The sequence below is a fragment of the Nocardiopsis ganjiahuensis DSM 45031 genome, from assembly GCF_000341085.1.
Lineage (GTDB): Bacteria > Actinomycetota > Actinomycetes > Streptosporangiales > Streptosporangiaceae > Nocardiopsis > Nocardiopsis ganjiahuensis.
The window spans coordinates 1-22,691 of the sequence record NZ_ANBA01000028.1 but is presented as its reverse complement, the minus strand read 5'-3'; the positions used below and the strand labels follow the sequence as shown (position 1 = coordinate 22,691).

The following is a 22,691-nucleotide window of genomic DNA, read 5'->3' as shown; positions in this document are numbered from 1 at the left end:
GTCCAGTTCCTCCCGACGAGGACGTGACCGAAATTCTGACGAAAGGGGAAGACCACCGTCACGTCCTCCTGCAGCGAGGCTGCCCCCACTCTCCCATAAGTGGTCAGAGAATGGTATGTGCTTGGAATTTTCCCCCGACGGGCCCGCCCACGGAGCCCGCCCGGTAGGCCTCCGGGGCGGCCACCGGGTGAGCGAGTACCGAACTCGGGCCACTTCTCCCGTGAAACACCTCATGAAGCCACCCCTTCCCCTTTAACCTCAAAGGTCAGGCCCGACAAGAAAGGTTTCCCGTGTACTGCAACTACTGCGGAAGCTGGAACGGCGGCGTCAACCAGAAGTGTCGGAACTGCCAACGCACCCTCAGCGTTCGGCTGCTCCCGCCCACCGTGGAGGGCCGCCCCTGATGCCACCGCCCACCCCGGAACCGACCGAGGTGATCGCCGCCTGGATCCCGCACGACGCGCGTTGGCACAGCCAGGCCAGGAAGTGCGCCCACCAGGGCTGGGAACACCTGCGCGGCTACGTGGTCGGACTGGTCCGCGACCACCGGGACGGCACCGTCCCCGTCACGGACGACGAGGACCTGCGCACCCTCAAGGCCGTCGTGGAGGACCTGCGCTCCGACGGCCTCGGTGACGTGGACTGGCGCCAGGTGGCCCTCGCCCTCACCCGCCCCGGCGGACGCTGACCCGTGCCCCCGCCGGTCTCAACCGGCGAAGAGGGAGAGCACGAACCCCGCGGCGAGGGGGACCTGGCAGGCCAGGAAGGCCCAGAGGGCCGGGAGCACCGGCGGGGTGAACACGATCTCGGAGGCGCGGCCGGTCGCCGCCCCCTCGCCGATCCGCTCGCGGAAGGCCTCGATCCGCCGGACCACGCGCCGGTGGTGCCGGTAGCGTATGAGATCCCCGCCGAGCGACTGCCCGTAGTGGAAGTGGTCGGCCGCCCGCCGCCCACCACCCTCAAAGGTCGCCTCCGGCGCAGTCCCTTCCCGGGTTTCCCGATCGTCGGGGAGACCGACCACGAACCTGCCCCGGCCCTCCGCGTCCAGGGTCTCGACCTCCGCCCAGGGCACGAACGCGGTCGTCAGGACGCCCCGCAGCTCGAGGCCCTCCTCGGACAGCCGCACCAGCGGGTGGACTCCGAGCACGTAGGAGAAGGCGCCGAAGAGGCCCACGACGACGAAGACGACCCAGGCCTCGCCCGGGAGCGCCCCCTCATCGGCCGCGACGCCCCCCGGAGCGAACACGAGCATCGACGCGAAACCGAGCGCCATCAGGAGGATGATGCCGCAGACCAACACGAAGCCGCGGTTGCGGATCGTGACGGGCGAGGGAGGCGGGGACAGGGCTTCGTGCACGGGGGATGCCGATCCGTCGGGGCTCCCACGGTCGGGAGCCGTCAGTGGAGCACCCCAAAAATAACCACCCGCCGCGTCCGGTGGCCACACGGGCCGCCCCGCTCACGTGCTACGCCCGCGCCTCCGCGTGTTCCAGGGCGGCGAGGGCGGTGACCGCGCCCAGCTCCCAGCAGGACTCGCGGGCGGCCGCGTCCGGACGGCCCGTGACGGTGACCGGGGGCCGGTGCCGGCTCCACCCCATGCCCTTGGCGACGGACTCCACCGAGCGCACCGCCCCCGAGGTGTCGTTGTCGCCGTGCACGTAGAGCGTGTACGGCAGCCCCAGGGTGTCCGCCTGGGCCTGGTAGTACACCGTGTCGAAGAAGTGCTTCAGGGCACCGGACATGTAGCCGATGTTGGCCGGGGTGCCGAGGACCACCGCGTCGGCCTCCAGGAGGTCCGTGACGGTCGCGGCCAGCGCAGCCTTGACCTGGACTCGTACGCCTTCGATATCGTCGGTACGGGCACCGTCGAGCACCCCGTCCAGAAGTTCCCGGGTGGCGGGTGAAACCGTGTGGTGAACGATGAGCAGTCGTGCCATGCACCCACAGTAGGGAGTGCCCGAGCCGGAACCGGTCGGCCTTCGGCCGCGTCAGAGACTTCGGTGCGGACCAGGCCCCCTGACTCCGGCCATCCGGCCCGGACGGGCTCGCAGTTCAGCCGTCCTCGCATCCCCCCGGTCGCACGCTCCCGCTCTCAGCAACCACCGTGGAAGAAAGTCCAGGACCGCATGAACCAGCCTCCTCCCAACGGCCCCGGCGGCCCCTACCAGGGCCCGCCGAACGGCATGCCCCCGACCGGCGGCCAGCCGCCCATGGGCCCCCCGCCCCAGGGCGGGATGCCGCCCGGCGGCGGTCAGCCCCCGATGGGCCCTCCCCCGCCCGGCGGGATGCCCCCCGGCGGCCCCTACGGCGGTGACCCGTACGGCGGCGGGCCCGGCGGCCCCTACGGCGGTGGACCCGGTGGCCCGGGTGGCCCCTACGGCGGTGACCCGTACGGCGGAAACCCCCAGGGAGGCCCCTACGGCGGCGCCTACCCCCCGCCGCCCCCCGCGGCCAAGAAGACCTCCCCGTGGCTGTGGATCAGCCTGGGCTGCGGCGGCCTCTTCGTCATCGGCGTGGTCCTGGTCCTGCTGCTCGTCTTCGTCTTCGCCGACAGTGACGACTCCGGCGGCTCCAGCGGCCCCTCCACGACCGAGGAGGGCGAGGGGGGCGGGTCCGCCGGCGCGACCAGCACCGGCCTCGGGAACGAGGAGCGCTCGAACCCGGACATGCCCGCGCTGAACGAGCAGATCGAGCACAACGGCATGCTCTTCACCATCGTGGAGGTCGAGACCGGCCTCACCGAGGTCGGGTACTTCACCCCGCTCCACGAGTACGTGGTGATGCACGTCGAGGTGGCGCCCGCCGGCACCGAGGACATCGAGTTCTGGCGCGACGAGCAGCACCTGTACACGTACTCGGGCCAGGAGATCGGCGAGGACTACAGCGCCACCCTGAGCTACGACGACAGCGTGCCCATGGGTGTCGAGGTCTCCCCGGGCGAGTCCGTGGTGGTGGCGATCGTCTTCGACGTGCAGGACCCCTCGGAGGTCTCCCACATGGGTCTGAGCGCCGAGTACCTGGGCGGCGACGAGGTCGACGTCGACGTGACGGGCTGACGCCGCCGAGCACACGTGGATGAGGGCCGCCGGGCATCCGCCCGGTGGCCCTCCGTCATATGTGCGCAGACATGAAATTCGCGAGTCCTGGGTGGTGAAACCTGTCGGTTCCTCTGAATCGATACCACCACAGAAAGGACATGCTCCCCACGCGTCACCCCTGCACACGCGGTTCGTCCATGCGTATCGGAGCCGCGGGGATGTCGGACATTGACCTGCCGTTCCCCTCTTACCTAGGGTGCGACCTCTACGACGCGCCAACCAGCTCGCACACGGTGTACCGGCCCGGTCCTCGGCCCGGGCGGCGACCCGGAGCACACCCGGGCCGCACCGGTGCGGACAGGCCACACGCGGATGCACCAAGCGTTCTCCGCCGCCCCGAACCGGGCGGCGCTCGAAGAGGAGCGAGGGAACCATGCCGCACACCGTCCGGGCCGCACTCGTACAGACCGAGTGGACCGGGGACTCCGCATCCATGACGGCCGCCCACGAGAAGTACGCGCGGGACGCCGCCGCACAGGGGGCGAAGGTCATCGGGTTCCAGGAGGTCTTCAACGCCCCCTACTTCTGCCAGGTGCAGGAGGCCGAGCACTACCGCTGGGCCGAGGCCGTCCCCGACGGCCCCACGATCACCCGCTTCAAGGCGCTCGCCGAGGAGCTGAACATGGTGATGGTGCTGCCGGTCTTCGAGGTCGACCAGCCCGGCTTCTACTACAACACCGCCGCCGTCATCGACACCGACGGGACCTATCTCGGCAAGTACCGCAAGCACCACATCCCCCAGGTCAAGGGCTTCTGGGAGAAGTACTACTTCCGTCCCGGCAACCTCGGCTGGCCGGTCTTCGACACGGCGGTCGGCAGGATCGGCGTCTACATCTGCTACGACCGGCACTTCCCCGAGGGCTGGCGCGCGCTCGGCCTGGCCGGGGCCCAGCTGGTCTACAACCCGTCGGCGACCCACCGCGGCCTGTCCTCCTACCTGTGGAAGCTGGAACAGCCCGCCTCCGCGGTCGCCAACGCCTACTTCGTCGCGGCCATCAACCGGGTGGGCCGGGAGGAGTACGGCGACAACGACTTCTACGGCACCAGTTACTTCGTGGACCCGCGCGGCCAGTTCGTCGGCGACGTCGCCTCCGACACCGATGCCGAGCTGGTCGTACGCGACCTCGACCTCGGCCTGATCGACGAGGTCCGCCAGCAGTGGGCGTTCTACCGGGACCGCCGCCCGGACGCCTACGGCCCCCTGGTCGAGGGGTAGGGGCCCATGACACGAACCCTCATCAGCGGCGGGCTGGTCGTCACCGCGTCCGAGGAGCTGGAGGCGGACGTCCTCGTCGAGGACGGCAAGGTCGCCGCCCTCGCCCTGCGCGGCAGCGAACCGGCCCGGACCTGGGCCGACAGCGGCGCCGAGACGATCGACGCCACCGGCCACTACGTCGTCCCGGGCGGGGTCGACGGCCACACCCACATGGAGATGCCGTTCGGCGGCACCTACTCCGCCGACACCTTCGAGACCGGCACCCGGGCCGCGGCCTGGGGCGGCACCACCACCATCGTCGACTTCGCCATCCAGCGGCCCGGCGAGTCCGTACGCGCGGGGGTGGACGCGTGGATGGCCAAGGCCGACGGCAACTGCGCGATCGACTACGCCTTCCACGCCATCCTGTCCGACGTCAACGAGTCCTCCCTCAAGGAGATGGACGTGCTCGTCGACGAGGGCATCACCTCGTTCAAGCTCTTCATGGCCTACCCGGGCGTGTTCTACAGCGACGACGGCCAAATCCTGCGGGCCATGCAGCGCGGCGCCGCCAACGGCGCGCTCACCATGATGCACGCCGAGAACGGCATCGCCATCGACGTCCTGGTCGAACAGGCCCTGGCCGAGGGAAAGACGGATCCGCGCTACCACGGCGAGGTCCGCAAGGCCCTGCTGGAGTCCGAGGCCACCCACCGCGCCATCCAGCTGGCCCGGGTGGCGGGCGCGCCCCTGTACGTCGTGCACGTGTCCGCGAACGAGGCCGTGGAGGAGCTGTCCCGGGCCCGGGACAAGGGCCTCAACGTGTTCGGGGAGACCTGTCCGCAGTACCTGTTCCTGTCCACGGACAACCTCGCCGAGCCGGACTTCGAGGGCGCCAAGTACGTGTGCTCCACGCCGCTGCGGCCCAAGGAGCACCAGGCGCACCTGTGGCGGGCACTGCGCACCAACGACCTGTCCGTGGTCTCCACCGACCACTGCCCCTTCTGCTTCGTCGGGCAGAAGGACATGGGCGTGGGCGACTTCTCCAAGATCCCCAACGGCATGCCGGGTGTGGAGCACCGGATGGACCTGCTGCACCAGGCCGTGGTGGAGGGGCACATCAGCCGCAGGCGGTGGATCGAGCTGGCCTGCGCCACCCCGGCGCGCATGTTCGGGATGTACCCGAAGAAGGGCACCGTCGCCCCGGGCGCCGACGCCGACCTGGTGGTCTACGACCCCGGCGCCGAGCAGACCCTCTCCGCCGAGACCCACCACATGAACGTGGACTACTCCGCGTACGAGGGCAGGAAGGTGACGGGCCGGGCCCGCACCGTGCTCTCGCGGGGCCGCGTGATCGTGGACCGGGGCTCCTACCTGGGCAGCGCCGGCGACGGCCGGTACGTGCCCAGGTCCACCTGCCAGTACCTGATCTGAGGAGGGTTCACATGGACATCGGACTCGTCCTCCAGACGGACCCGCCCGCCGACCTGCTGGTGGAGCGGATGGTGCGCGCCGAGAGGCAGGGGTTCACGCACGGCTGGACCTTCGACTCGGTGGTGCTCTGGCAGGAGCCGTTCGTCATCTACAGCCGCATCCTGGACCGGACCGAGAACCTGACGGTCGGTCCCATGGTGACCAACCCGGGCACCCGCACGTGGGAGGTGACGGCGTCGCTGTTCGCCACCCTCAACGACATGTACGGGAACCGGACGGTGTGCGGGATCGGCCGCGGGGACTCGGCGATGCGGGTCGCGGGCCGCAGGCCCGCCACCCTGGCCCGGCTCTCCGAGGCGATGACCGCGATCAAGGACCTCGCCGAGGGCCGCGAGGCGGACGTCGACGGCGCGAACATGCGCATCCCCTGGGTGCGCGACGGCTCCCTTCCGGTGTGGATGGGCGCCTACGGCCCCAAGGCACTGGACCTGGTCGGCCGCCAGGCGGACGGCTTCATCCTCCAGCTCGCCGACCCGTACCTGACCGAGTGGATGGTCCGGGCGGTGCGCGCGGCCGCCGCGGACGCCGGACGCGACCCCGACGAGGTGAAGGTGTGCGTGGCGGCCCCCGCCTACGTCACCGACGGCTCCGAGGCCGGCCTGGCACACGCCCGGGAGCAGTGCCGCTGGTTCGGCGGGATGGTCGGCAACCACGTCGCCGACCTCGTGGCCCGGTACGGCGAGCACTCGGACATGGTGCCCCAGGAGCTCACGGACTACGTCAAGGCCCGCGAGGGCTACGACTACAGCCACCACGGCCGGGTCGACAACCCGGACACCGACTTCGTGCCCGACGCCATCGTGGACCGGTTCTGCCTGGTCGGCCCGGTGTCGGCGCACGTGGAGAAGTTGGAGCGGCTGCGCGCCGCGGGGGTGGACCAGTTCGCGGTCTACGCGATGCACGACGACGTCGACGGTGTGATCGACGCCTACGGACGGGACGTCGTCCCTGCGGTGTCGGGAGAGACCGTGCCCTGACCCGGCTCCCGAAACACCGCTCCGACCGACGTCGCGCACACCGTCCACGCGCGGCACCGGCAGCACGGTCCGCGGGCCGCCCCGCCGCAGCGGGGACCGGCCCGCGGGCCCGCACCACGGAGTCCGCGCGGAGCCGAGTCCCCGCGCCACGGATGACGTGCGAGGATATTCGACGGCCTGGAAGCGTTCCGGGGCCTTCGGGTGCCACCGCAGGCCCCGCCACCGGTCCCCACCACAGGCCCCGCACGCGCGGGCCCAGTGCCACCGCCCGCGCACACCGCTCCCCGTCAGCACCACCGAACCGACGCAGGTGACCCATGTCCTCAGCACCTCCCACACCCGAACCCCCCGCGCCCGGGCCCGCCGCCTCCGGTGCGACCGCACCCGAGTCGACCTCGCAGGTCACCCACCCCGACGGCCGTGTGTCGATGCCCGAGGGCACCACACTGCCCGCGAGCCCGTTCGTCAACGACGACCTCCAGCCCGTCCCCATGTCCGAGCGGACCTGGGGCACCGGGAGCTTCACCGCCCTGTGGGTGAGCATGTCGGTCAGCATCCCCGCGTGGACGCTGGCCAGCGGGCTGATCGCGGCGGGGATGGACTGGCGCCAGGCGATGGTCACGATCGTCCTGGGCAACCTCGTCGTGCTGCTGCCGATGGTGCTGACCGGTCACGCCGGCGCCAAGTACGGCATCCCGTTCCCCGTGTTCGCGCGCTCCTCCTTCGGCCTGCGCGGCGCCAACCTGCCGGCCCTGCTGCGCGGCGCGGTCGCCTGCGGCTGGTACGGCATCCAGACGTGGATCGGCGGTCAGGGCGTGTACGTCCTGACCGGCCGCCTGTTCGGTGACAGCTGGATGAACGCGTCCGAGATCGGCGGCAACCCCTGGACCCTGTGGCTGTCCTTCGGGCTGTTCTGGCTGGTGCAGGTCGCGATCATCCTCTGGGGCATGGAGGGTGTGCGCCGGGTCCAGGTGTGGGCCGCCCCGCTGATGGCGGTCGGCGGTGTCGCCCTGCTGGTGTGGATGGCGGTCGAGGCGGGCGGCTTCGGTCCGATGCTGGCCGCCGAGGGCGGCGTGGACTGGGGCCCGTCCTTCTGGCTGCTGTTCTTCCCGTCCCTGATGGGTGTGATCGGCTACTGGGCGACCCTGACCCTGAACATCAGCGACTTCACCCGGTTCGCCTCCTCGCAGCGCGCGCAGGTCGTGGGCCAGTCGCTGGGCCTGCCCACCACGATGGCGCTGTTCTCACTGATCGCGGTCATGGTGACCGCCGGTACCTCCGTCGTGTACGACGCCCCGCTGTGGAACCCGATCGACGTCGTCAACCAGATGGAGAGCGGCATCGGCCTGCTCTTCTCGATCTTCGTCGTGCTGCTGGCGACCGTCTCCACCAACATCGCCGCGAACCTGGTGGGCCCCGCCTACGACCTGGCCAACCTGAAGCCGAGCTGGATCAGCTTCCGTACCGGCGCGATCATCACGTCCTTCCTCGGCGTCATGATCTTCCCCTGGAAGCTCATCGAGAACGAGAACGTGTACATCTTCACCTGGCTGGGCACGGTCGGCAGCCTGCTCGGCGCCGTCGCCGGCATCCTGCTCGCGGACTACTGGCTGCTGCGCCGCACGCGGATCAACCTGCCCGCGCTGTACACGCGCGGCTCCGAGTACTGGTACTCGGGCGGCTGGAACTGGCGCGCCATGGTCGCCTTCGGCACGGGCGCCCTGCTGGCCGTGGGCGGCGCCGACCTGCCCGTGGGCCCGGAGGGGCCGTTCATCGGCTTCCTGGCCCCGCTGGCCGACTACGGCTGGGTGGTGGCCCTGATCAGCGCGCTGCTGCTGCACTGGGCCCTGGGCCGGTTCCTCCCCGACCGGCGCCAGGTGGCGGCCGAGCGCGACGCCGCCGAGCGAACGGCCGACCCCGCCTCCTGAGCCGGCCCCGCCTCCAGGGCGCCGCTCGGCGGTCTCCGCCGGGCGGCGCCCTTCGTGTGTCCGCCCTCGACACCGCTTCTTGTTCGGAAGCCCGTGCCCTGCGGCCGGTCAGAGACGTCCATCCAGTTGCCCCAGGCGCCGTTCAGCGCCCATCCGGTGACGACCAGGTGAAATCCGGCCACCGCGACCGTCGTCCGATAGATCGCCCGCGGCTCCCCCGGACGGGCGTTGTCGTTCAACTGGTAGAGGCGGGCACCGAGGCCGGCACAGGCCGCGGCGAACAGCACCGACCAGCCCACGCCACCCCGCAGCAGGGCCTTCTGAAGCTCCTTCTCCGGACCCGAGCGCAGGAAGCTGCCGTTCAGGTCGTTGTAGGCGACAAGCGCGACGACCGCGGTGATCAGGCTGATCACCGCCACCGCCCAGACCAGGAACGACAGCCCCAAGGCGCCGATCCACCCGACCCGATTGCCCCCGGGAGCCCGAAACCGCCCCGGTGGCCGCATACAGCCGCACGGACGCACGCGCGTCACACGCGAATCACGGGTTACACGCCCGCGCCGCCGACGAGACACACACCATAAATCTGGCACCAAGTTTGCTCAACTTGCTCGAGCCCAGAGTTAGAGAGAGCAGCCAAAACGCGCGATAAACCCTGAAAACAAAGAGGATCTGCACGCCTTCTGCCCTCCGATCACCCTTGCAACTTTTGCAAACTTTGGCTAACTTGCTCTTGCTTGCCTGCTCGCTCGTGAACGGAGAACCGTGCTCATCCCCTGTGACGTCCCCTCCTGCGCCAATCCGATCGCCGACGACGCCTACGTGTGCGCCGGATGCACGGAGGAGTTGCGCCTGGCCCTCCTCAAGGTCGGCGAAGAGGACGGGCTGGCGGTCGACCTGGACCTGACGCTGGCCCGGCAGCACCGCACCGGACCGGGAAACCTGGGGCGCCGCTCCACCGAGACCCCGCTGGCCTACGACCCCCGGGCGTCCGAGGCGGCCGCGGTCCTGCGCAACACGCTCTCCACCTGGTGCCGGCTCCTCCAGGAGGAGATCGGCGGCGGGCTCCCGCAGGACGACCTCGCGTCCATGGCACGCTGGCTGGGCCGCTTCGTCCAGTGGCTGCGCCGCTCCGACATCGGCGCGGAGTGCGTCGACGAGATCGTCTCCGCCGTGGCTCAGGCCGAACGCTCCGTGGACCTGCCCACGGAACGCGTCCTGGCCGGCGTGTGCGCAAGGTGCGGAAAACCCTGTTACGCCCGCGCCGGGGCCGACCGCACCCGCTGCCGTGAATGCGGGACCGAGCTCACGGTCTCCGAAGGCCGTGAACGCCTGCTGCGCGCCGCCGGGGACCGGCTCGTCACCGCAGCCGAGGGCGCCCGCTCCCTGCGCGTGCTCGGTCACGACGTGAGCGCCGCGGCCGTGCGCGGTTACGCCCGCCGGGGCAGGATCACCGTGAAGCAGCGAGGGTCGGCCGACCGGCCGCTGTACTCGCTGGGGGACGTCCTGGACGCCTATCTGGACTCCTCCGCCGCCTGAACGGCACCGCAGCGGCGCACACCGCGAAGAGTCAGGTCTCCAGCTGGATCCGGGCCAGTTCGACCACCTTGCGCAGCTCCTTCTCCACCTGCTCCCGGGAACGGCCGTCCCGCACCACCAGGCGCGCGGAGAAGGGATTGCCACCGATACTGCGTGTGAGTTCGTAACACGTCGCGTCCCCGTCGGCCCACCAGCTCAGCCCGTCCGAGGCACCCGCGGGCGGCGGTGCGGCCGCCACCTCAGGTTCGTCCCCCCGGAGTACGCGCTGGATGGATCCGCGGTTCCAGCCGAGGGCGTCTTCGAGGTTGCGGGCAGTGAGATCCCTGGGCACGCTGCGCCCTCGCCTGATGTCGCGCAGCGCCTGCCCGGACAGGCCCGCCCGGTCGGCGAGGTCACGCCATCGCATACCCAGCGCCAGCCGCCGCTCGTCCATGGCCCGGTCGAGAAGGTCGTAGTGGAGATCAGTGAGTGGGGTTTCCTTCGACATAACCCAACACTAAGCCAAACTTGACCCAATTGATGCATAGTTTGGCAAAGTTGCCCAATAGCGGACCCCCGGAAACAGCTGGAAGATGCCAACCAAATCCCGATGGCTGGGGAAGTCGAAGAAACCTCGACCATCCACCCTGGTTACAACTTTGCCAAAGTTTGCCAGTTACACCTTCGAGTACTCGACCCCCTCGGCCCTCGCGACCCTGCGACCGTCGAGCCACCCGCGAAGGGCCACCAGCCGCACCTCGTCCAACAGGGCTCGGGCGTCTGCCATCACCTCACTCACGGGCACCCCCTCGCGAACGAGAACGACCAGCCCAGCGGGCCCGCCCACGGTGACCACCACTCCCGGCAGTTCCTCCGGAGCACGGGCTTGGAAGACCACCCGGCCCTCTTCAGTCACACCCCGGCCCAAAGCCATCAGAATTCGTACCTCGTTCCACTACTCTCATGCCAAACGTCCATAGATGATCACCGAACACGATCGGATCGCAAGGGGCAAGGGGAAACCAGAGGTGTTATCGAACGCACGTTCGATACATTCGAGAGGTGGGACCCCGTCGCACCTGGGACTTCTTTCCTCAGCGTCAAATGGCCGCTTTCGGCCATCGCAACGAGTAAACCCACCCACCCCCTTGTCACCGCCCCGGCCCGATGGCAGAATCCGCACGCCGAAAACGGGCGTGCGCGAAAGAAGCTCCGCGCACGCCCGTCCCCGCTCACCTCATCGGAATCCCCCAGCCCGTGTGCCCGTCCGGGGTCGTGTACCGGTCCGAGTTCAGCAGTGCGTTCAGCACCCCGCGACTCTCCTGCCCGACCGAGCCGTCCGACAGCAGGCCGTGATCGCTCTGGAAGGCCATGACCGCGTCGACCGTCTCGTTTCCGTAGTCGCCGTCGGCGCCGAACTGCGGCAGCTCGTACCCGGCCGCCAGGAGGTCCTCCTGGAGCAGGGTCACCTCACGGGTGAACTCCGAGCCGTGGCGCAGGATCGCGCTCCCCGGCCAGGGGCCGGAACCCGCCCGGAGCTGGATCATCCAAGCCGTGTGCCCCGCGGGCACGGCGACCGCCACCCGGTCGCCCGTGCCCGTGGCCGGCCCCTCGGCCTCCAGGTCGGGGGCGGTCAGTTCGGGGTTGCGGTGGTTGAGCCGGTAGTCCGTACCTTCCGAACGCACCCTGATCTGTGCCCGGACCAGCCGGCCCCGGGCCCGGGCGTCCTCCGCTTCCGGCAACTGCTGCCCGCCGAGCCGCAACGCGTCAGCGTCCCACTCGACGGCCGGTGCCGAACCGCCGGCACGCCGCAGGGAGAGCACGCACCGGCCCCCGGCGGGCACCCACAGGTAGACCGAGACCGTGCTCACCCCCGCCGCAGGCAGCTCGACCGAGGAGGGCCCCGCGACCGGCGAGCCCAGGCGGATGGCGGGCCAGGAACGGTCCGGCCGCTCGTCATAGGCCACATGCCCTTCGACGGCGTGCCAGGCGTCGCCGTGGGGGTTCTCTCCCCCCGCGGTGACCAGGTGCCCCGGAGCGCCGCCGCAGGTGTTGAAGGCGAAGGTCGGCATCAGAACACCCGCACTTCCACCGTGAGCGCACGAGCGCCGGCGTCACCCTGCACCACACGGGTTTGCAGGTACTCCCCGGCCCCCAGGGACTCCTGCAGCCCCACCACCGGGGACGAGTGAGCGCCTCCCGGGATCGTGGCGACTCCGATCTGCGTACCGTTGCGGTCCAGGGCCACCACGATGTCGGCGTTGCCGACGGTACCCACCGCGGCGTGCAGGGAGACCAGCTCGCGCTCCTCTCCCAGGGTGTTGTGGTGGCGGTGCGCCACGGCCTGCGGCGGGTCGGCGCCCCCGTGCGGCGCCGACCAGGTCCAGGACGCGTCCCCGGCCTGCCCCCGGTCTCCGCGCGGGCCGCGCGGACCGGTCTCGCCGTCGGTGCCGTCGCTGCCGGCCGGGCCGGTGATGTCGGCCAGGTCCACCAGGTCCGACCACTCCTGCCCGGTGCGGCGCCACTGGAGGGCGTCCTGGCCCCTGCGGAGGTGGACGTCGCGCCCGTCCGCACCCCGTAGCGGTCCCGTGTCCTGCCAGGCGTCGCCGTTCCAAGCGTGCAGGGCCCCGTCGATCAGGTAGGCGTCGCCCAGGCGTTCACCCTCCTCGGGCAGGTCGCCGGTACTCTCGAGCTCGCCCAGCGGGGCCAGGCCGGGGCCGACCGGTCCGCGCGGACCGGTCTCGCCCCGGGGGCCGCGTTCGCCCTCGGGGCCCTGCTCGCCCTGCGGCCCCTGGTCGCCCTGGTGCCCCCGTTCTCCGGGCGGCCCCTCGGGAACGTACACGTGGCCGGTCTCCCCGTTCACGCTGAGAACGTAGGGCTCGGGCGGTTCGGGGTGTTCGGGACCGGGCGGGATCACCGCCGACAGGTCCACCTCCTCCGCGGCGTGCGGGACCACGAGGGAGAACTCGTAGGGGTCCAGCCCGGGGATCTCCACCACCACCTCGTAGTGGAAGGGGGTACCGACCAGGCCGGGGTCGTCGGTGGCGGGCAGTTTAAGGTCCACCTCGCCCTGAGCGTCGATAGGTTCGACCAGGTCGACACCCATGATGATCAGGTCGTGTTCGGGGGAGATCAGCCATTCGACACTGGGGCGGAAGGTGACCATGCCCTGGGCGTGCTCGCCGCGGAGCAGCGCCCAGCGGCCGCGGACGCGGACGCGGTGGAAGTCGTCGGGCAGGTTGGACAGGGGGACAGGCAAGGCGGGCTCCTTCGGAGAGAAGAGAAAGGGGTCGGACGGCGGCCGGGTCCCGGCCGCGGTGCGGGCGGGACCCGGCGGGCGTCAGCCGATCAGGGCGGTGAGGACCGCGCCCAGAGCGGCCAGGGCGGCGCTTATCCCGGTGATCGGGAGTGCGTAGCGCCAGCGCTCCAGGGCGGTGAGTCGGTGTTTGAACTCGGCGTGCTCCCGTTCCAGGGCCGTCAGCCGGGTCAGGGCGTTGCGTACGTCGGCCTGGGTCTCGCGGGTCGCGTCGTAGACGTCGCGCGCGGTGACCACGGAGGAGAAGGGATTGCTCTGGGGTTCAGGGGATGTCACATGCTCTCCCCTGGTTCCCTCGGCGGAACGAGCTGGTCCCGGAACTCCGCTCGGAGTTCGGCGATCAAGGGCTCGTTCCGGAGCCGGCCCAGGACCTCCTCATGGGACGCGGCCTCCTCGGCGAGCAGGGAGGCCGGGCCGGATCGGCCCATCGCCACGGCACCGCTCACCACGGCGGCCGCGGACCGGCCCGCCCCCGGTTCGGGGGCGCCCAGCTGCGTGCGCGCCCTGCGGCGGGCCGCGTCCAGCGCCGCGTCCAGAGGGGACTCCGCGGCGGCCCCGATCCCGTCGGCACTGGTGCCGCCGGAGAGCAGTTCCGCCCCGGCCGTTCCGCTCCGGGGTGCGGAGTGCTCCGTGCCCTGGGCGTCCCGGTAGCCCCGTTCCCGTCTCAGGTACGGCAGATAGGCGTCGTAGACCTGGTCGTAGGGGTGCGAGTCGTCGTCCTCAACCTGATCCATTTCGGCCAGGCAGGCCGCCAGGCCGTCGGCCGGATCGGTGTATCCCAGGAGTTCCACCCGGGTCGCCACCGCCTCCAGCGGAACCGACCTGATCCGCTCCCCCTCGACGAGGTCCACCCGGTCGTCGTCCCGGTAGTACATGCGCACAGTCGTCATTCGCCGTGCCCTCCTTCCTTGAGAACAGCCCACAGGTAGTAGTGCTGACTTCCTGACGGGCGCTTTTCGACCCTGAACCCGGTGGAGTTCGCCCCGCTGACGGAAATGGACATGCCGCTGGGGTCGCCGGAGCGGAGCTGAACGAAGAGGATGGCGGACCGCCCCGAGGGGATCGGCGTCCCCCAGGACCACTGCCACCCCGTCCACCTCTCCCCCTGGGGGTCGAAGCCCCGGGCCATGAAGGTGTTGGTGCCCCCCAGCATCCCGGTGGGCAGGGCCCCCCGGAATCTGAGCGTCCGGCCTGCCTTGTGCATCCCCACCTGGCCGTTGGCCCCGTGATTCTGGATCAGCTTGAAATCGCCGCCGGGCTCCAGGACCAGGTCGGCGCGGCCGGTGTTGTTGACCCTCTCCTCACGGCCGCTCACCACCAGGGAACCGTCGGGGAACCCGTCCGACTGCTGGCCCATCGCGAAGACACTGGGCTGCGCCTGGCTGCTGTCACCCGTGTGCAGCTCCATCCGCGGACGGCCCCGGAGGTTGCCGTCGATCCACACCCGGTTCCCGCTGGCGGCGGTCTGGAACCGACCCGTGGCCAGGACGTTGCCCGTGCCGGTGCTGGCGTTGAAGGTCACCTGGTTGCTCCGGTTCCAGAACCGGATCCCGTTGCCGTCCGCCTGCCAGCGCGGGCCCGGCCCGGCCGAGGACCGCACCACGGCACCGGTGATCGTCTTGCCGTTGACGGCGTCGGCGGTGATGTGCCTGCTCTCGACGGCCCCGGCCCGGATGTGCCCGGCGTCGATCGCGCCGACGTCGATCTTGTCCGCCGTCACCGCGTTGGCCCGGATGTGGGCGGCCCTGACGGTGCCGGGGTGGAGGTCGACGTCGACCAGGGGTTCGGTCCGGACCGCCCCTTCCGCGCTCGGGTCGGACTCGTTGCCCGAACGGTCGACGGCGGTCAGCCGGAACCAGCGGGGCGTGTTGTAGGGCTGTCCGGCCACGGTGACCGCGGTCGCCCCTTCCAGGAGCGCGATCGGCTCCCAGGTGTCCGTGGCGGGGACACGTGCCTCACTCAGGACGACACCGATGCCCTCGATGGCGAACCGGGTGCCGAACCGCTGTCCCCAGGCCAGCGGGGCGTCGTGGACGGGGGTTCCGTCCAGCCACGCCCTGACCCGGGCCCCCTGGGTCTGGATCCGCACGACGACGCTCTGGCCCAGGGGTACCTCGTAGAGGTCGACCGGGACCTCGGGGGTGTAGTGGCTCCCCCGCTCCGGGGCGTCGCCCGCACGGGGTGCCAGCCACAGGGTGCCCCGGTCCTCGTCGACACGGCGCGCCACCAACTCCAGTGTCTGGTCGAGACCGCCCAGGTCACGGACCAGAGTGGCCGAGCCGTTCAGCGAAAGCCCTTCGGCCGTGACCGTGAGGGCACCGTGTTCGACCGTCCACGGATCCCGGGGCGGCCCCTGGTAGTCGAACCGGTGCTCCCAGCCCTGGTCGCCGCGCATCCACAGGCGGGCGTGCCGGAAGTCGGCGGGCATGGGCTCGCCCTCGGCTCCGGCGCCGTCCCACTCGGCGCTGATCACGCCCAGGCGGGTGGACAGCAGCGGGACGGAGGGCACCGGCGGCGCCTCCGTGTCACTGGCCAGGGTCACCACCTCCTGCGGCCCGAACGGTCCGGCCAGCCCGTTGCGGGAGGACACCGCACGGACCTTGAAGGCCCACTCCTGGCCGACCGGCAGGGGCGAGACGCCGACCGTGGTGTCGGGATGGTCCACCGACACCAGGCGGCGCCACACCTCACCGGTGACGTTGCGGCGCCCGTACACCTGGTACGCGCCCGTGTCGACGGCACCGCCGTCGATGGCCGAGTCCACGGGCGACCAGGTGAGTCCGGCGTACCCCTGGGCCGCGCCGTCGGCGTCCAGGTAGGCGTCGCTGTGCACGATCAGCCCTTGGGGAGCCACGGGGCGCCTGGTGTCCGGGCCCTCCGGAGCGGGTTGCGCTCCGCTGCCGCCGTTGCCGACGCTTCCGCCGGTCAGGGCGGTGGTGCGTCGGGCCCGACGGATCTCGGCCTCCAGGAAGCGGTCGTTGAGGACCAGGTTCCCGGTGACCGCCCCGTCCTGGTCGCGGGACAGGGTGATCTGGCGCAGCCGCAGCGACGCCATGCGGCCCTCCCCGTCCGGGGCCAGGAGCAGGTCGCCGGGGCGGTAGTCCCGCCAGGGCAGCCATCGGGCGCCTCCCAGCATCAGCCCCCGGGTGATCTGGACCCGTTCCCGGGCCCCGCGCTGGAGGGCGGCTCCGGCGAGCAGCCGCGCCGTGCCCTCGTCGCTGACCCCGCCCTGGGTGAGGTAGTCCTCCCAGCGCCCCCAGGGCATCTGCGCCCCGGGGTTGTCCACCTCCAGCCGGAAACCCTCGTCCCCCGCCACGAACAGGTGGGAGACCAGGTCCTCAAGGCTGGCGTCGGTGGGGGCCTCGGTGATATCACGGCCCAGCCTGAGATCGACCGGGGCCGGCCCCGAGGCCAGGTCGCGGGCCATCACGGTGTCGGGGGCGAACACCCGCAGGGTCCGTCCCTCGAACCGCCAGTCGCACACTCCCTGCTCGGCCATCCCCTCCAGGACGGAGAGCAGGTCGGTGCCGAGTTCGTAGTCGAGGGTCAGGGCGGTGTCCCACTCCCGGCCCGCGGAGTCCCGCTGGGTGTCGAAGTCGGCCTCCAGGCCGGGCAGGGCGCCCCGGGAGCGCCCCTCGTTGATCCAGGTGCGCAGGACCGTGCCGACCGTGGCGCCCGCGAAGGCGCGCTTGCCTTCCTCGGTCTCCGTGCCGGTGGCGGACGGGTAGAGGCGGAGCTTGCGCAGCTGCCACCCGTAACCGGGCATCTGGTAGGAGCGGACACCGGTCGGGTCGGTCAGGTCCCCGGAGCGCTTGACCCGCAGGAACCGGGAGTCGGGCCCCTCGGTCCACTCCCCGGTCCCGGGGTCGTAGGTCTGGACGGCCACCTCGCAGGGCCGCTCCAGGTGAGAGGCGCCCGGGGCGTGGGCGGAGTAGTCCACGCGCAGGGACGGCAGGTCGTTGTAGGGCTGGCCCACCTCGACACTGTTCGGATACGGCAGCGGCCCCAGCTCCTCCCCGTTGGGAGCCAGGGCCACCAGGCGGATGTCGAATCCGTTCACAGGAAGGACCTCCTCGCGCTGATCCGGATCTCGGTCGCCTCACCCGCGGAGACCGCGTCCGCACGGACCCTGACGTGCCGCTGGTGCGGGTTGCCGCGCACCAGTGCCGGGGTGAGGTGGAGCCATCGGGAGGCCGAGCCCGGTCCGATCCCGCTGACCAGGCCGGTGACGTCCTCACGCTCCCCGGGGGAATCCAGCGGGAAGCGGTGGGCGCGCATGGCCGCGCAGTCCACCGCCAGCCCCTGGTTCGGACTGAGCGCCCCGGGCCAGGTGAAGCCGCCGCCGGTGGCCACGTCCACGACCGTGGGACGGTCTACCCGGCCGTGGATCTCCACCTGCGCGTCGGTGATGGGCGCGGTCGAACCGGAGAGCCAGCTGACCACGGTCCCCTCTTCGGGCGGGTCGGTGAGCAGGCGGGCCTGCCAGGTGGACAGGTCCGTCCCCCGCCAGTACACGCCCGGGATCCGGACGAGCACGGTCAGGCGGGCACGGGCCGAGGCCACGTCGACCTCGGGTTCGGCCGAGGAGATCACCTCGGCGTCCGCACGGCGGGTGGTGCGCGCGTCGACGTGGTAGCGCAGGTCCAGGAGGCGGTGCCGGGTCCCGAAGAGACCGGTCAGGGCCTCCAGGTTGCCTTCGAGCCCGGGGAAACCGCCCCGGCGCCCCTGGTGGTCGCGGTCGGTGACGTTGAGGGTCAGGCCGAGGCTGGTGGCCTCGTGGTCCAGGCCCAGGACGGGTACGTCCCCGGCCCGGCCGGGCAGCCGGACCTCGACGGACCGGACCGCGGGCAGGGGTCGCAGCTGGGTTCCGGGGGCCAGGTGCCACCCCGGAGAGTCCAGGGCGACCCCGTCCACTGAATAGGTGGGAAAGGGCATGATCACACCACTCCGATCGCGGCGGCGTACTGGAGGGAACGGTTGACGGTGGCCGAGGTCGGCTCGGCCTGGGGGTAGTGGTTGACCACCTGGATGGTGGGCTGGGCCGCGGCGGCCCCTCCCGTACTCGCGGCGTGGCGACGGACCTCGATGGAGGCGGGCACCCTGGCGTGGATGGTGTCGGCGAGGCCGAGCGCCGCGCGGTCCACCGCGCGGGTCTCGTCGGCCAGACCGTCGGCGAGGTAGCGGGCGATGTTGCGCCCGCCCCGGTGCGGGGGGTAGCGGCGCAGGGGACCGTCCTTGGCCGGGCTGAACGGGAGTTTGTCCCGGATGCTCTGCGCGATGTCGGACATGGTGCCGCTGACACCGGAGATCATGGACTTGAGGCCGTCGATCAGGCCCCGGACCACGTTCTTGCCCGCGTTGAAGAGCTTGCTCTTGAGACCGTTGACCAGGTTGAGCACGACGGTCACCGCTCTGGACACCGGTCCGCGGACCGCGTTCCAGATGCTGTTCCAGATGCCCATGAGGGCGGTCTTCAGACCGTTGAAGACACCGACGAGCGCCTGCCAGAGACCCTGGGCGATGCCGACGAGGGCGGTTCCGACGCCGGAGAAGATCTGTTTGATCCCCTCCCAGACCCGGGACCAGTCACCGGTCAGGACACCCGCGAAGACGTTGATGATCCCCTGGATGACCCCGAGGGCGCCCTCGATGATGCCCTGGATCATGGTCCAGACCCCGCTGAGGACACCGACGAGGGCCGTCCAGACGCCGGACCAGATGGCGGAGACGAACCCGAGGAACATCTGGACGACGGCCATGATCGTGTCGCCGTGCTCGCTCCACAGCGCGCTGATGATGTCCAGGACCCCCTGGAAGATATCGGCGAGCTGGGTCATGCGCTCACCGATCCAGTCGGTGATCTCGGTGATCTTCTCCGAGAAGGCGCCGCCCTCCTCACCCATTCCCGCGAAGAACTCCTTGACCGCCTCGACCACGGGCGCAGCCGCTTCCAGGAGGCGGTTCCAGCCCTCGACCAGGAGCGGCCAGACCGTCTCCTGGAAGAACGAGACCACGGGTTCGACCGCGCTCATCAGCCCTTCCCAGAGCGCGTCCACGACGTTCCGGAAACCCTCGAAGTTGTTGTAGGCGTAGATCAGGCCCGCCACCAGGGCGGCGATACCGGCGATGAGCATGCCGATGGGGTGTCCCAGGAACGAGGCCCTGAGAAGGTTGTTGGCGATCGTCATGAGCTGGATCGCTCCGGTCGCCAGCCCCAGGCCGACCACGAAGGTACCGATGGCCGTCGCGAACAGGGCGACGATCTCCTTGTTCTCGCGCAGGAAGGCCGTGAAGTTCTCGAAGTGGGGAGCCAGCGCGGCGAGTGCCTCCCGGGCCAGCCCCAGGGCGGTACCGAGAGCCGAACCGATCTGCTGCGCGAGTGGAGCGAAAACGGCGCCGAGGTTGCTCATGGCCGGTCCGAACAGCGCGGACATCTCGGCCATGAAGTCGGGGAGCCGTTGCAGCTTCTCGATGACCCAGTCGACCCCGCTGCTGATCGGCCCTTGGAGGGGCGCGAAGAGCGTGCCCAGGGCGGCGAGGGCCTCGTCCTTGAGCCTGCGGAAGGAGCCGCCCACCGTGTTGTTGAGGTCGTTCATGGACCCGGCCAGGGAATCGGACCCCTCGGAGAGGCCGGCCACCAACATGTCCATGGCTTCCTGAGAGCCAATCGCACCGTTCGAGATTTGCTGTGCCATTTCCGCGGAGGACATTCCGGACTGTTTGGCGAGGATGTCGAGCGCGTTGATCCCGAGTCTGCTCATTGAGTCCAGGTGGGTCTGGGAGACGGTGCCCGCCCGGGACATCTCCAGGAAGGCGTTGCCGACCTCGTCGAACCCGGCAGCGGTGGTCTTCCCGGTGTGCGCGGCGATGTTGCCAATCGCCTCCAGGGTTGGGATCAGCCGCTGGCCGTTGACCCCGGCCTCCAGGAGCCGGGCGCCGAAGTTGCCCACCGTCGCCTGGTCGAAGCTGAACCGGGAGGCACTCTGGGCGAGGTCGGAGATGACCTTGGCGGCCTGCTGCCCACTCCCGGTGATGCGTTCGAGCCGGGAGGAGAGCATGTCCATGCCGTCCAGCCGGGCGAAACCGGCGGCGATGCCCTTGCCGATGTTCTCCAGATTGAGGTTGGGAACCAGCTTGGTGAGCCCCTTGAACGCCTGGGCGAAGACGTTGGTGATGCCCTTGGAGGCATTCGCGGCGCTCTGCCACATCTGGTTGAAACCGTTGGTGGCGACGGTCTTCAGGAAGTTGAAGGCGTTGGCGGCCGAGGCCCGGATCCCACCGAAGGCGGTGGCGGCCGCGGAGGCCCCCGTACGCAGGCCGTTCCACAGGCTGCTGACCGCGCCCCTGAACCCACCGATGTCCTTCCATGCCTGACCGATGTTCGTGCGCAGGCTCGTCAGCGCGGCCGCCCCGGCGGAGAAGCCGTCCTTCATCCTCTGGCCGAGCGCGCTCATGACCCCGGTGAAACCGCCCGCCTCGGTCCAGGCCTGCTTGAGGTTCGAGGTGAAGGTCTTCACCGACTCGATACCCGCGCGGAAGCCGTTGCTGATGGTGTCCCGGAGCTCCTTCATCCGTTTGCTGACGGACCTCAGGCCGTTCCCCGCTGCCTCCACCACGCTGTGGCCGAAGTTGATCGCCCTGACCTGTGCGGCCAGGAACCCGACCTGGAGAGCCCGCAGCGTGGAACCGCCCACCTGGCCCACGGCCCTCAGCCGGGGAAGGAGGCCGTCATAGGACTGCCAGGCCGCCAGAACACCGTTGGCGACGAGGCGGGCCCCCTCGGACATCTGGTGGAAGGCCTTGTACCCGCCCTTGCCCAGGCTCGCCGTCCCACGGCTGAGCGCCCGGACACCACCCAGGAGCCCGGAACCGACCCGCACGGCTGTATTGTCGATCGTCTTCGACAGGTCGTCGAAGCCCTTCTCGGCCGCGGTGACCGACGTGCGGGCCGCACCGCCGAGCCGACCCGCCACACCGGTGAAAGCGCTCGCCGCCTGCCGGGCGTCGGAGAAGCCCGCGGAGAAGTTGGCGATGGCCCGATCTATGGGCCCCGTAGCCTGGGTGAAGCTCTGGGCCATCCGGTGCCCGCTCTTGGTGAAGGCGACCGTCTGTTTGGTGAAACCCTTGGTCAGTTTCTGCCCGATCGACTCCCCAACCTTCTCTGCGGGAGCGAGTGCTTTCTTCAACTGCTTTTCAATTTCCGAACCGACCTTACTCAGGTCGGTGATGAGCACAACGGCTATCTGTTTCTCCGTCATCGTCCTTCTTCCTTTTGTTCGCACAGCGGAAAATAAAACGGCACCGGTTGACTCGAACCAGGGCGAGCAGGTCGGATCTTGATAAGGTAGACGCGGCATGCAACGGCTGGTCCAGCGACCGCCACCCTCTCGATGGAAAGCCCCCACATGAATCCACCGAACAGATCCGGCTTCTCCCTGAACAGCCTCAGCACGAAAGCCAAGGTCGGGATCGGCTGCGGAGGCTTCTTCGCGCTGATGTTCATCACGGCGAGCTGCGCCGCGATCGTCGACACCCTGGCCAACGGGGCTCCGGAGGAGGAGCCCGCCGTGGCGGAGGCCAGTCAGAGCCCTGAGCCCGAGCCGGAGGCGCCCGCCGAGGAGGAGACGGAGGAGGCCCCGGAACCCGAGGTCTCCCTCATCGAGGATGTCGAGGCACAGGCCGTTGTGACCCTGGGGCCCGGACAGGACGGGGAGCGCGAACCCCGGGAGTGGTGGGACCTGGTCACCGGCTGGGAGGAAGGAGAGCCCGGCGAGATCCTGGTCAACACGTCACTCCCGTACGACAGCCCATACGTCAACGGAGAGGACGGGCAGACTTCCAGTGAGGTGGCCTACGAAATCTGCGTCGAGGTGGCCGCCCTCAAGGCCTTCGACCTGGAGGACATCGAGGCGGTCAAGGTTCGAAACGAGTCCGACCTGGCTGTCCGGGGCTGCGAACCTCTCCTCTAAAAGCTATTCGCCGAGGGCCCGAACCGTGGGCACCGGCGACCTGATCGGCTGAGCCGTCGAGAGAAGGGCCCGTTCACACCAGGGTGAACGGGCCCGGTCAGTCACTCCTCGCCTTCACCCTCTCCACCATCGCCGACACCGGAGTTGGCGCGGCCCTTGTAGGTGTAGAACAGGGTGGACTTGCCGTCCTCGTCGG

Annotated in this window: 19 protein-coding genes; 8 read left to right on the top strand and 11 right to left on the bottom strand. The window is 70.3% G+C overall.

Features of this window, described 5'->3' with window-relative positions; genetic code table 11:
* Positions 1–403 precede the first annotated feature (403 nt).
* The gene (locus tag D458_RS0129250; RefSeq protein WP_017590270.1) at positions 404–688 is read left to right on the top strand and encodes a hypothetical protein; all 285 of its coding nucleotides are present in this window, start codon (positions 404–406) and stop codon (positions 686–688) included.
* An 18-nt stretch (positions 689–706) separates the two neighbouring features.
* Here D458_RS0129250 and D458_RS0129245 read toward each other — a convergent pair whose 3' ends face one another.
* Together D458_RS0129245 and D458_RS0129240 are read right to left on the bottom strand one after the other, a co-directional pair.
* Positions 707–1,357 (bottom strand): PH domain-containing protein, encoded by a 651-nt coding sequence (locus D458_RS0129245; protein ID WP_017590269.1) that lies wholly within the window; start codon positions 1,355–1,357, stop codon positions 707–709.
* Between the two features lie 109 nt (positions 1,358–1,466).
* On the bottom strand, positions 1,467–1,937 hold the full coding sequence (locus D458_RS0129240; RefSeq protein ID WP_017590268.1) for a flavodoxin family protein: 471 nt from the start codon (positions 1,935–1,937) through the stop codon (positions 1,467–1,469).
* A gap of 189 nt (positions 1,938–2,126) precedes the next feature.
* Here D458_RS0129240 and D458_RS0129235 point away from each other — a divergent pair, with 189 nt between their 5' ends.
* From D458_RS0129235 to D458_RS0129205, 6 genes are all read left to right on the top strand, one after another.
* Positions 2,127–3,056, top strand: coding sequence for a hypothetical protein (locus tag D458_RS0129235; RefSeq protein WP_017590267.1), 930 nt, complete (start codon positions 2,127–2,129; stop codon positions 3,054–3,056).
* Between the two features lie 415 nt (positions 3,057–3,471).
* Entirely contained in the window at positions 3,472–4,314 is an 843-nt protein-coding gene (locus D458_RS0129230) for a nitrilase-related carbon-nitrogen hydrolase (protein ID WP_017590266.1), read from the top strand.
* 6 nt (positions 4,315–4,320) lie between these two features.
* Positions 4,321–5,727 (top strand): dihydropyrimidinase, encoded by a 1,407-nt coding sequence (hydA, locus tag D458_RS0129225; RefSeq protein ID WP_017590265.1) that lies wholly within the window; start codon positions 4,321–4,323, stop codon positions 5,725–5,727.
* A gap of 11 nt (positions 5,728–5,738) precedes the next feature.
* Complete coding sequence (locus D458_RS0129220) at positions 5,739–6,764, top strand: TIGR03842 family LLM class F420-dependent oxidoreductase (RefSeq protein ID WP_017590264.1); 1,026 nt, start codon at positions 5,739–5,741, stop codon at positions 6,762–6,764.
* A 317-nt stretch (positions 6,765–7,081) separates the two neighbouring features.
* Positions 7,082–8,692, top strand: coding sequence for an NCS1 family nucleobase:cation symporter-1 (locus D458_RS0129215; protein ID WP_017590263.1), 1,611 nt, complete (start codon positions 7,082–7,084; stop codon positions 8,690–8,692).
* Between the two features lie 765 nt (positions 8,693–9,457).
* On the top strand, positions 9,458–10,231 hold the full coding sequence (locus D458_RS0129205; protein ID WP_017590262.1) for an LIM domain-containing protein: 774 nt from the start codon (positions 9,458–9,460) through the stop codon (positions 10,229–10,231).
* A 31-nt stretch (positions 10,232–10,262) separates the two neighbouring features.
* Here the strand turns inward: D458_RS0129205 and D458_RS0129200 are convergent, their stop codons facing one another.
* From D458_RS0129200 to D458_RS0129160, 9 genes are all read right to left on the bottom strand, one after another.
* The gene (locus D458_RS0129200; RefSeq protein ID WP_026119797.1) at positions 10,263–10,718 is read right to left on the bottom strand and encodes a helix-turn-helix domain-containing protein; all 456 of its coding nucleotides are present in this window, start codon (positions 10,716–10,718) and stop codon (positions 10,263–10,265) included.
* A 168-nt stretch (positions 10,719–10,886) separates the two neighbouring features.
* Positions 10,887–11,009, bottom strand: coding sequence for a hypothetical protein (locus D458_RS38035; protein ID WP_275042302.1), 123 nt, complete (start codon positions 11,007–11,009; stop codon positions 10,887–10,889).
* Between the two features lie 433 nt (positions 11,010–11,442).
* Positions 11,443–12,282, bottom strand: a complete 840-nt coding sequence (locus D458_RS0129190; protein ID WP_017590259.1) for a peptidoglycan-binding domain-containing protein — start codon at positions 12,280–12,282, stop codon at positions 11,443–11,445.
* Positions 12,282–13,469, bottom strand: a complete 1,188-nt coding sequence (locus D458_RS37195) for a collagen-like domain-containing protein (RefSeq protein WP_026119796.1) — start codon at positions 13,467–13,469, stop codon at positions 12,282–12,284. Before D458_RS37195 ends, D458_RS0129190 begins: the two co-directional genes overlap by 1 nt.
* Positions 13,470–13,550: 81 nt before the next feature.
* Positions 13,551–13,802, bottom strand: a complete 252-nt coding sequence (locus D458_RS0129180; RefSeq protein WP_017590258.1) for a hypothetical protein — start codon at positions 13,800–13,802, stop codon at positions 13,551–13,553.
* A complete protein-coding gene (locus D458_RS0129175) occupies positions 13,799–14,416 on the bottom strand; it encodes a hypothetical protein (RefSeq protein WP_026119795.1) in 618 nt (205 codons plus the stop codon). The genes D458_RS0129180 and D458_RS0129175 overlap by 4 nt, the downstream gene beginning before the upstream one ends.
* A complete protein-coding gene (locus D458_RS0129170; protein WP_020480268.1) occupies positions 14,413–17,586 on the bottom strand; it encodes a fibronectin type III domain-containing protein in 3,174 nt (1,057 codons plus the stop codon). The genes D458_RS0129175 and D458_RS0129170 overlap by 4 nt, the downstream gene beginning before the upstream one ends.
* The gene (locus tag D458_RS0129165; protein ID WP_026119794.1) at positions 17,583–18,461 is read right to left on the bottom strand and encodes a hypothetical protein; all 879 of its coding nucleotides are present in this window, start codon (positions 18,459–18,461) and stop codon (positions 17,583–17,585) included. The genes D458_RS0129170 and D458_RS0129165 overlap by 4 nt, the downstream gene beginning before the upstream one ends.
* A gap of 2 nt (positions 18,462–18,463) precedes the next feature.
* A complete protein-coding gene (locus tag D458_RS0129160; protein WP_152521283.1) occupies positions 18,464–21,784 on the bottom strand; it encodes a phage tail protein in 3,321 nt (1,106 codons plus the stop codon).
* A gap of 147 nt (positions 21,785–21,931) precedes the next feature.
* On the opposite strand from D458_RS0129160, the gene D458_RS0129155 reads away from it, so the two are divergent.
* Entirely contained in the window at positions 21,932–22,495 is a 564-nt protein-coding gene (locus D458_RS0129155; protein WP_017590254.1) for a hypothetical protein, read from the top strand.
* Positions 22,496–22,691: the final 196 nt, after the last annotated feature.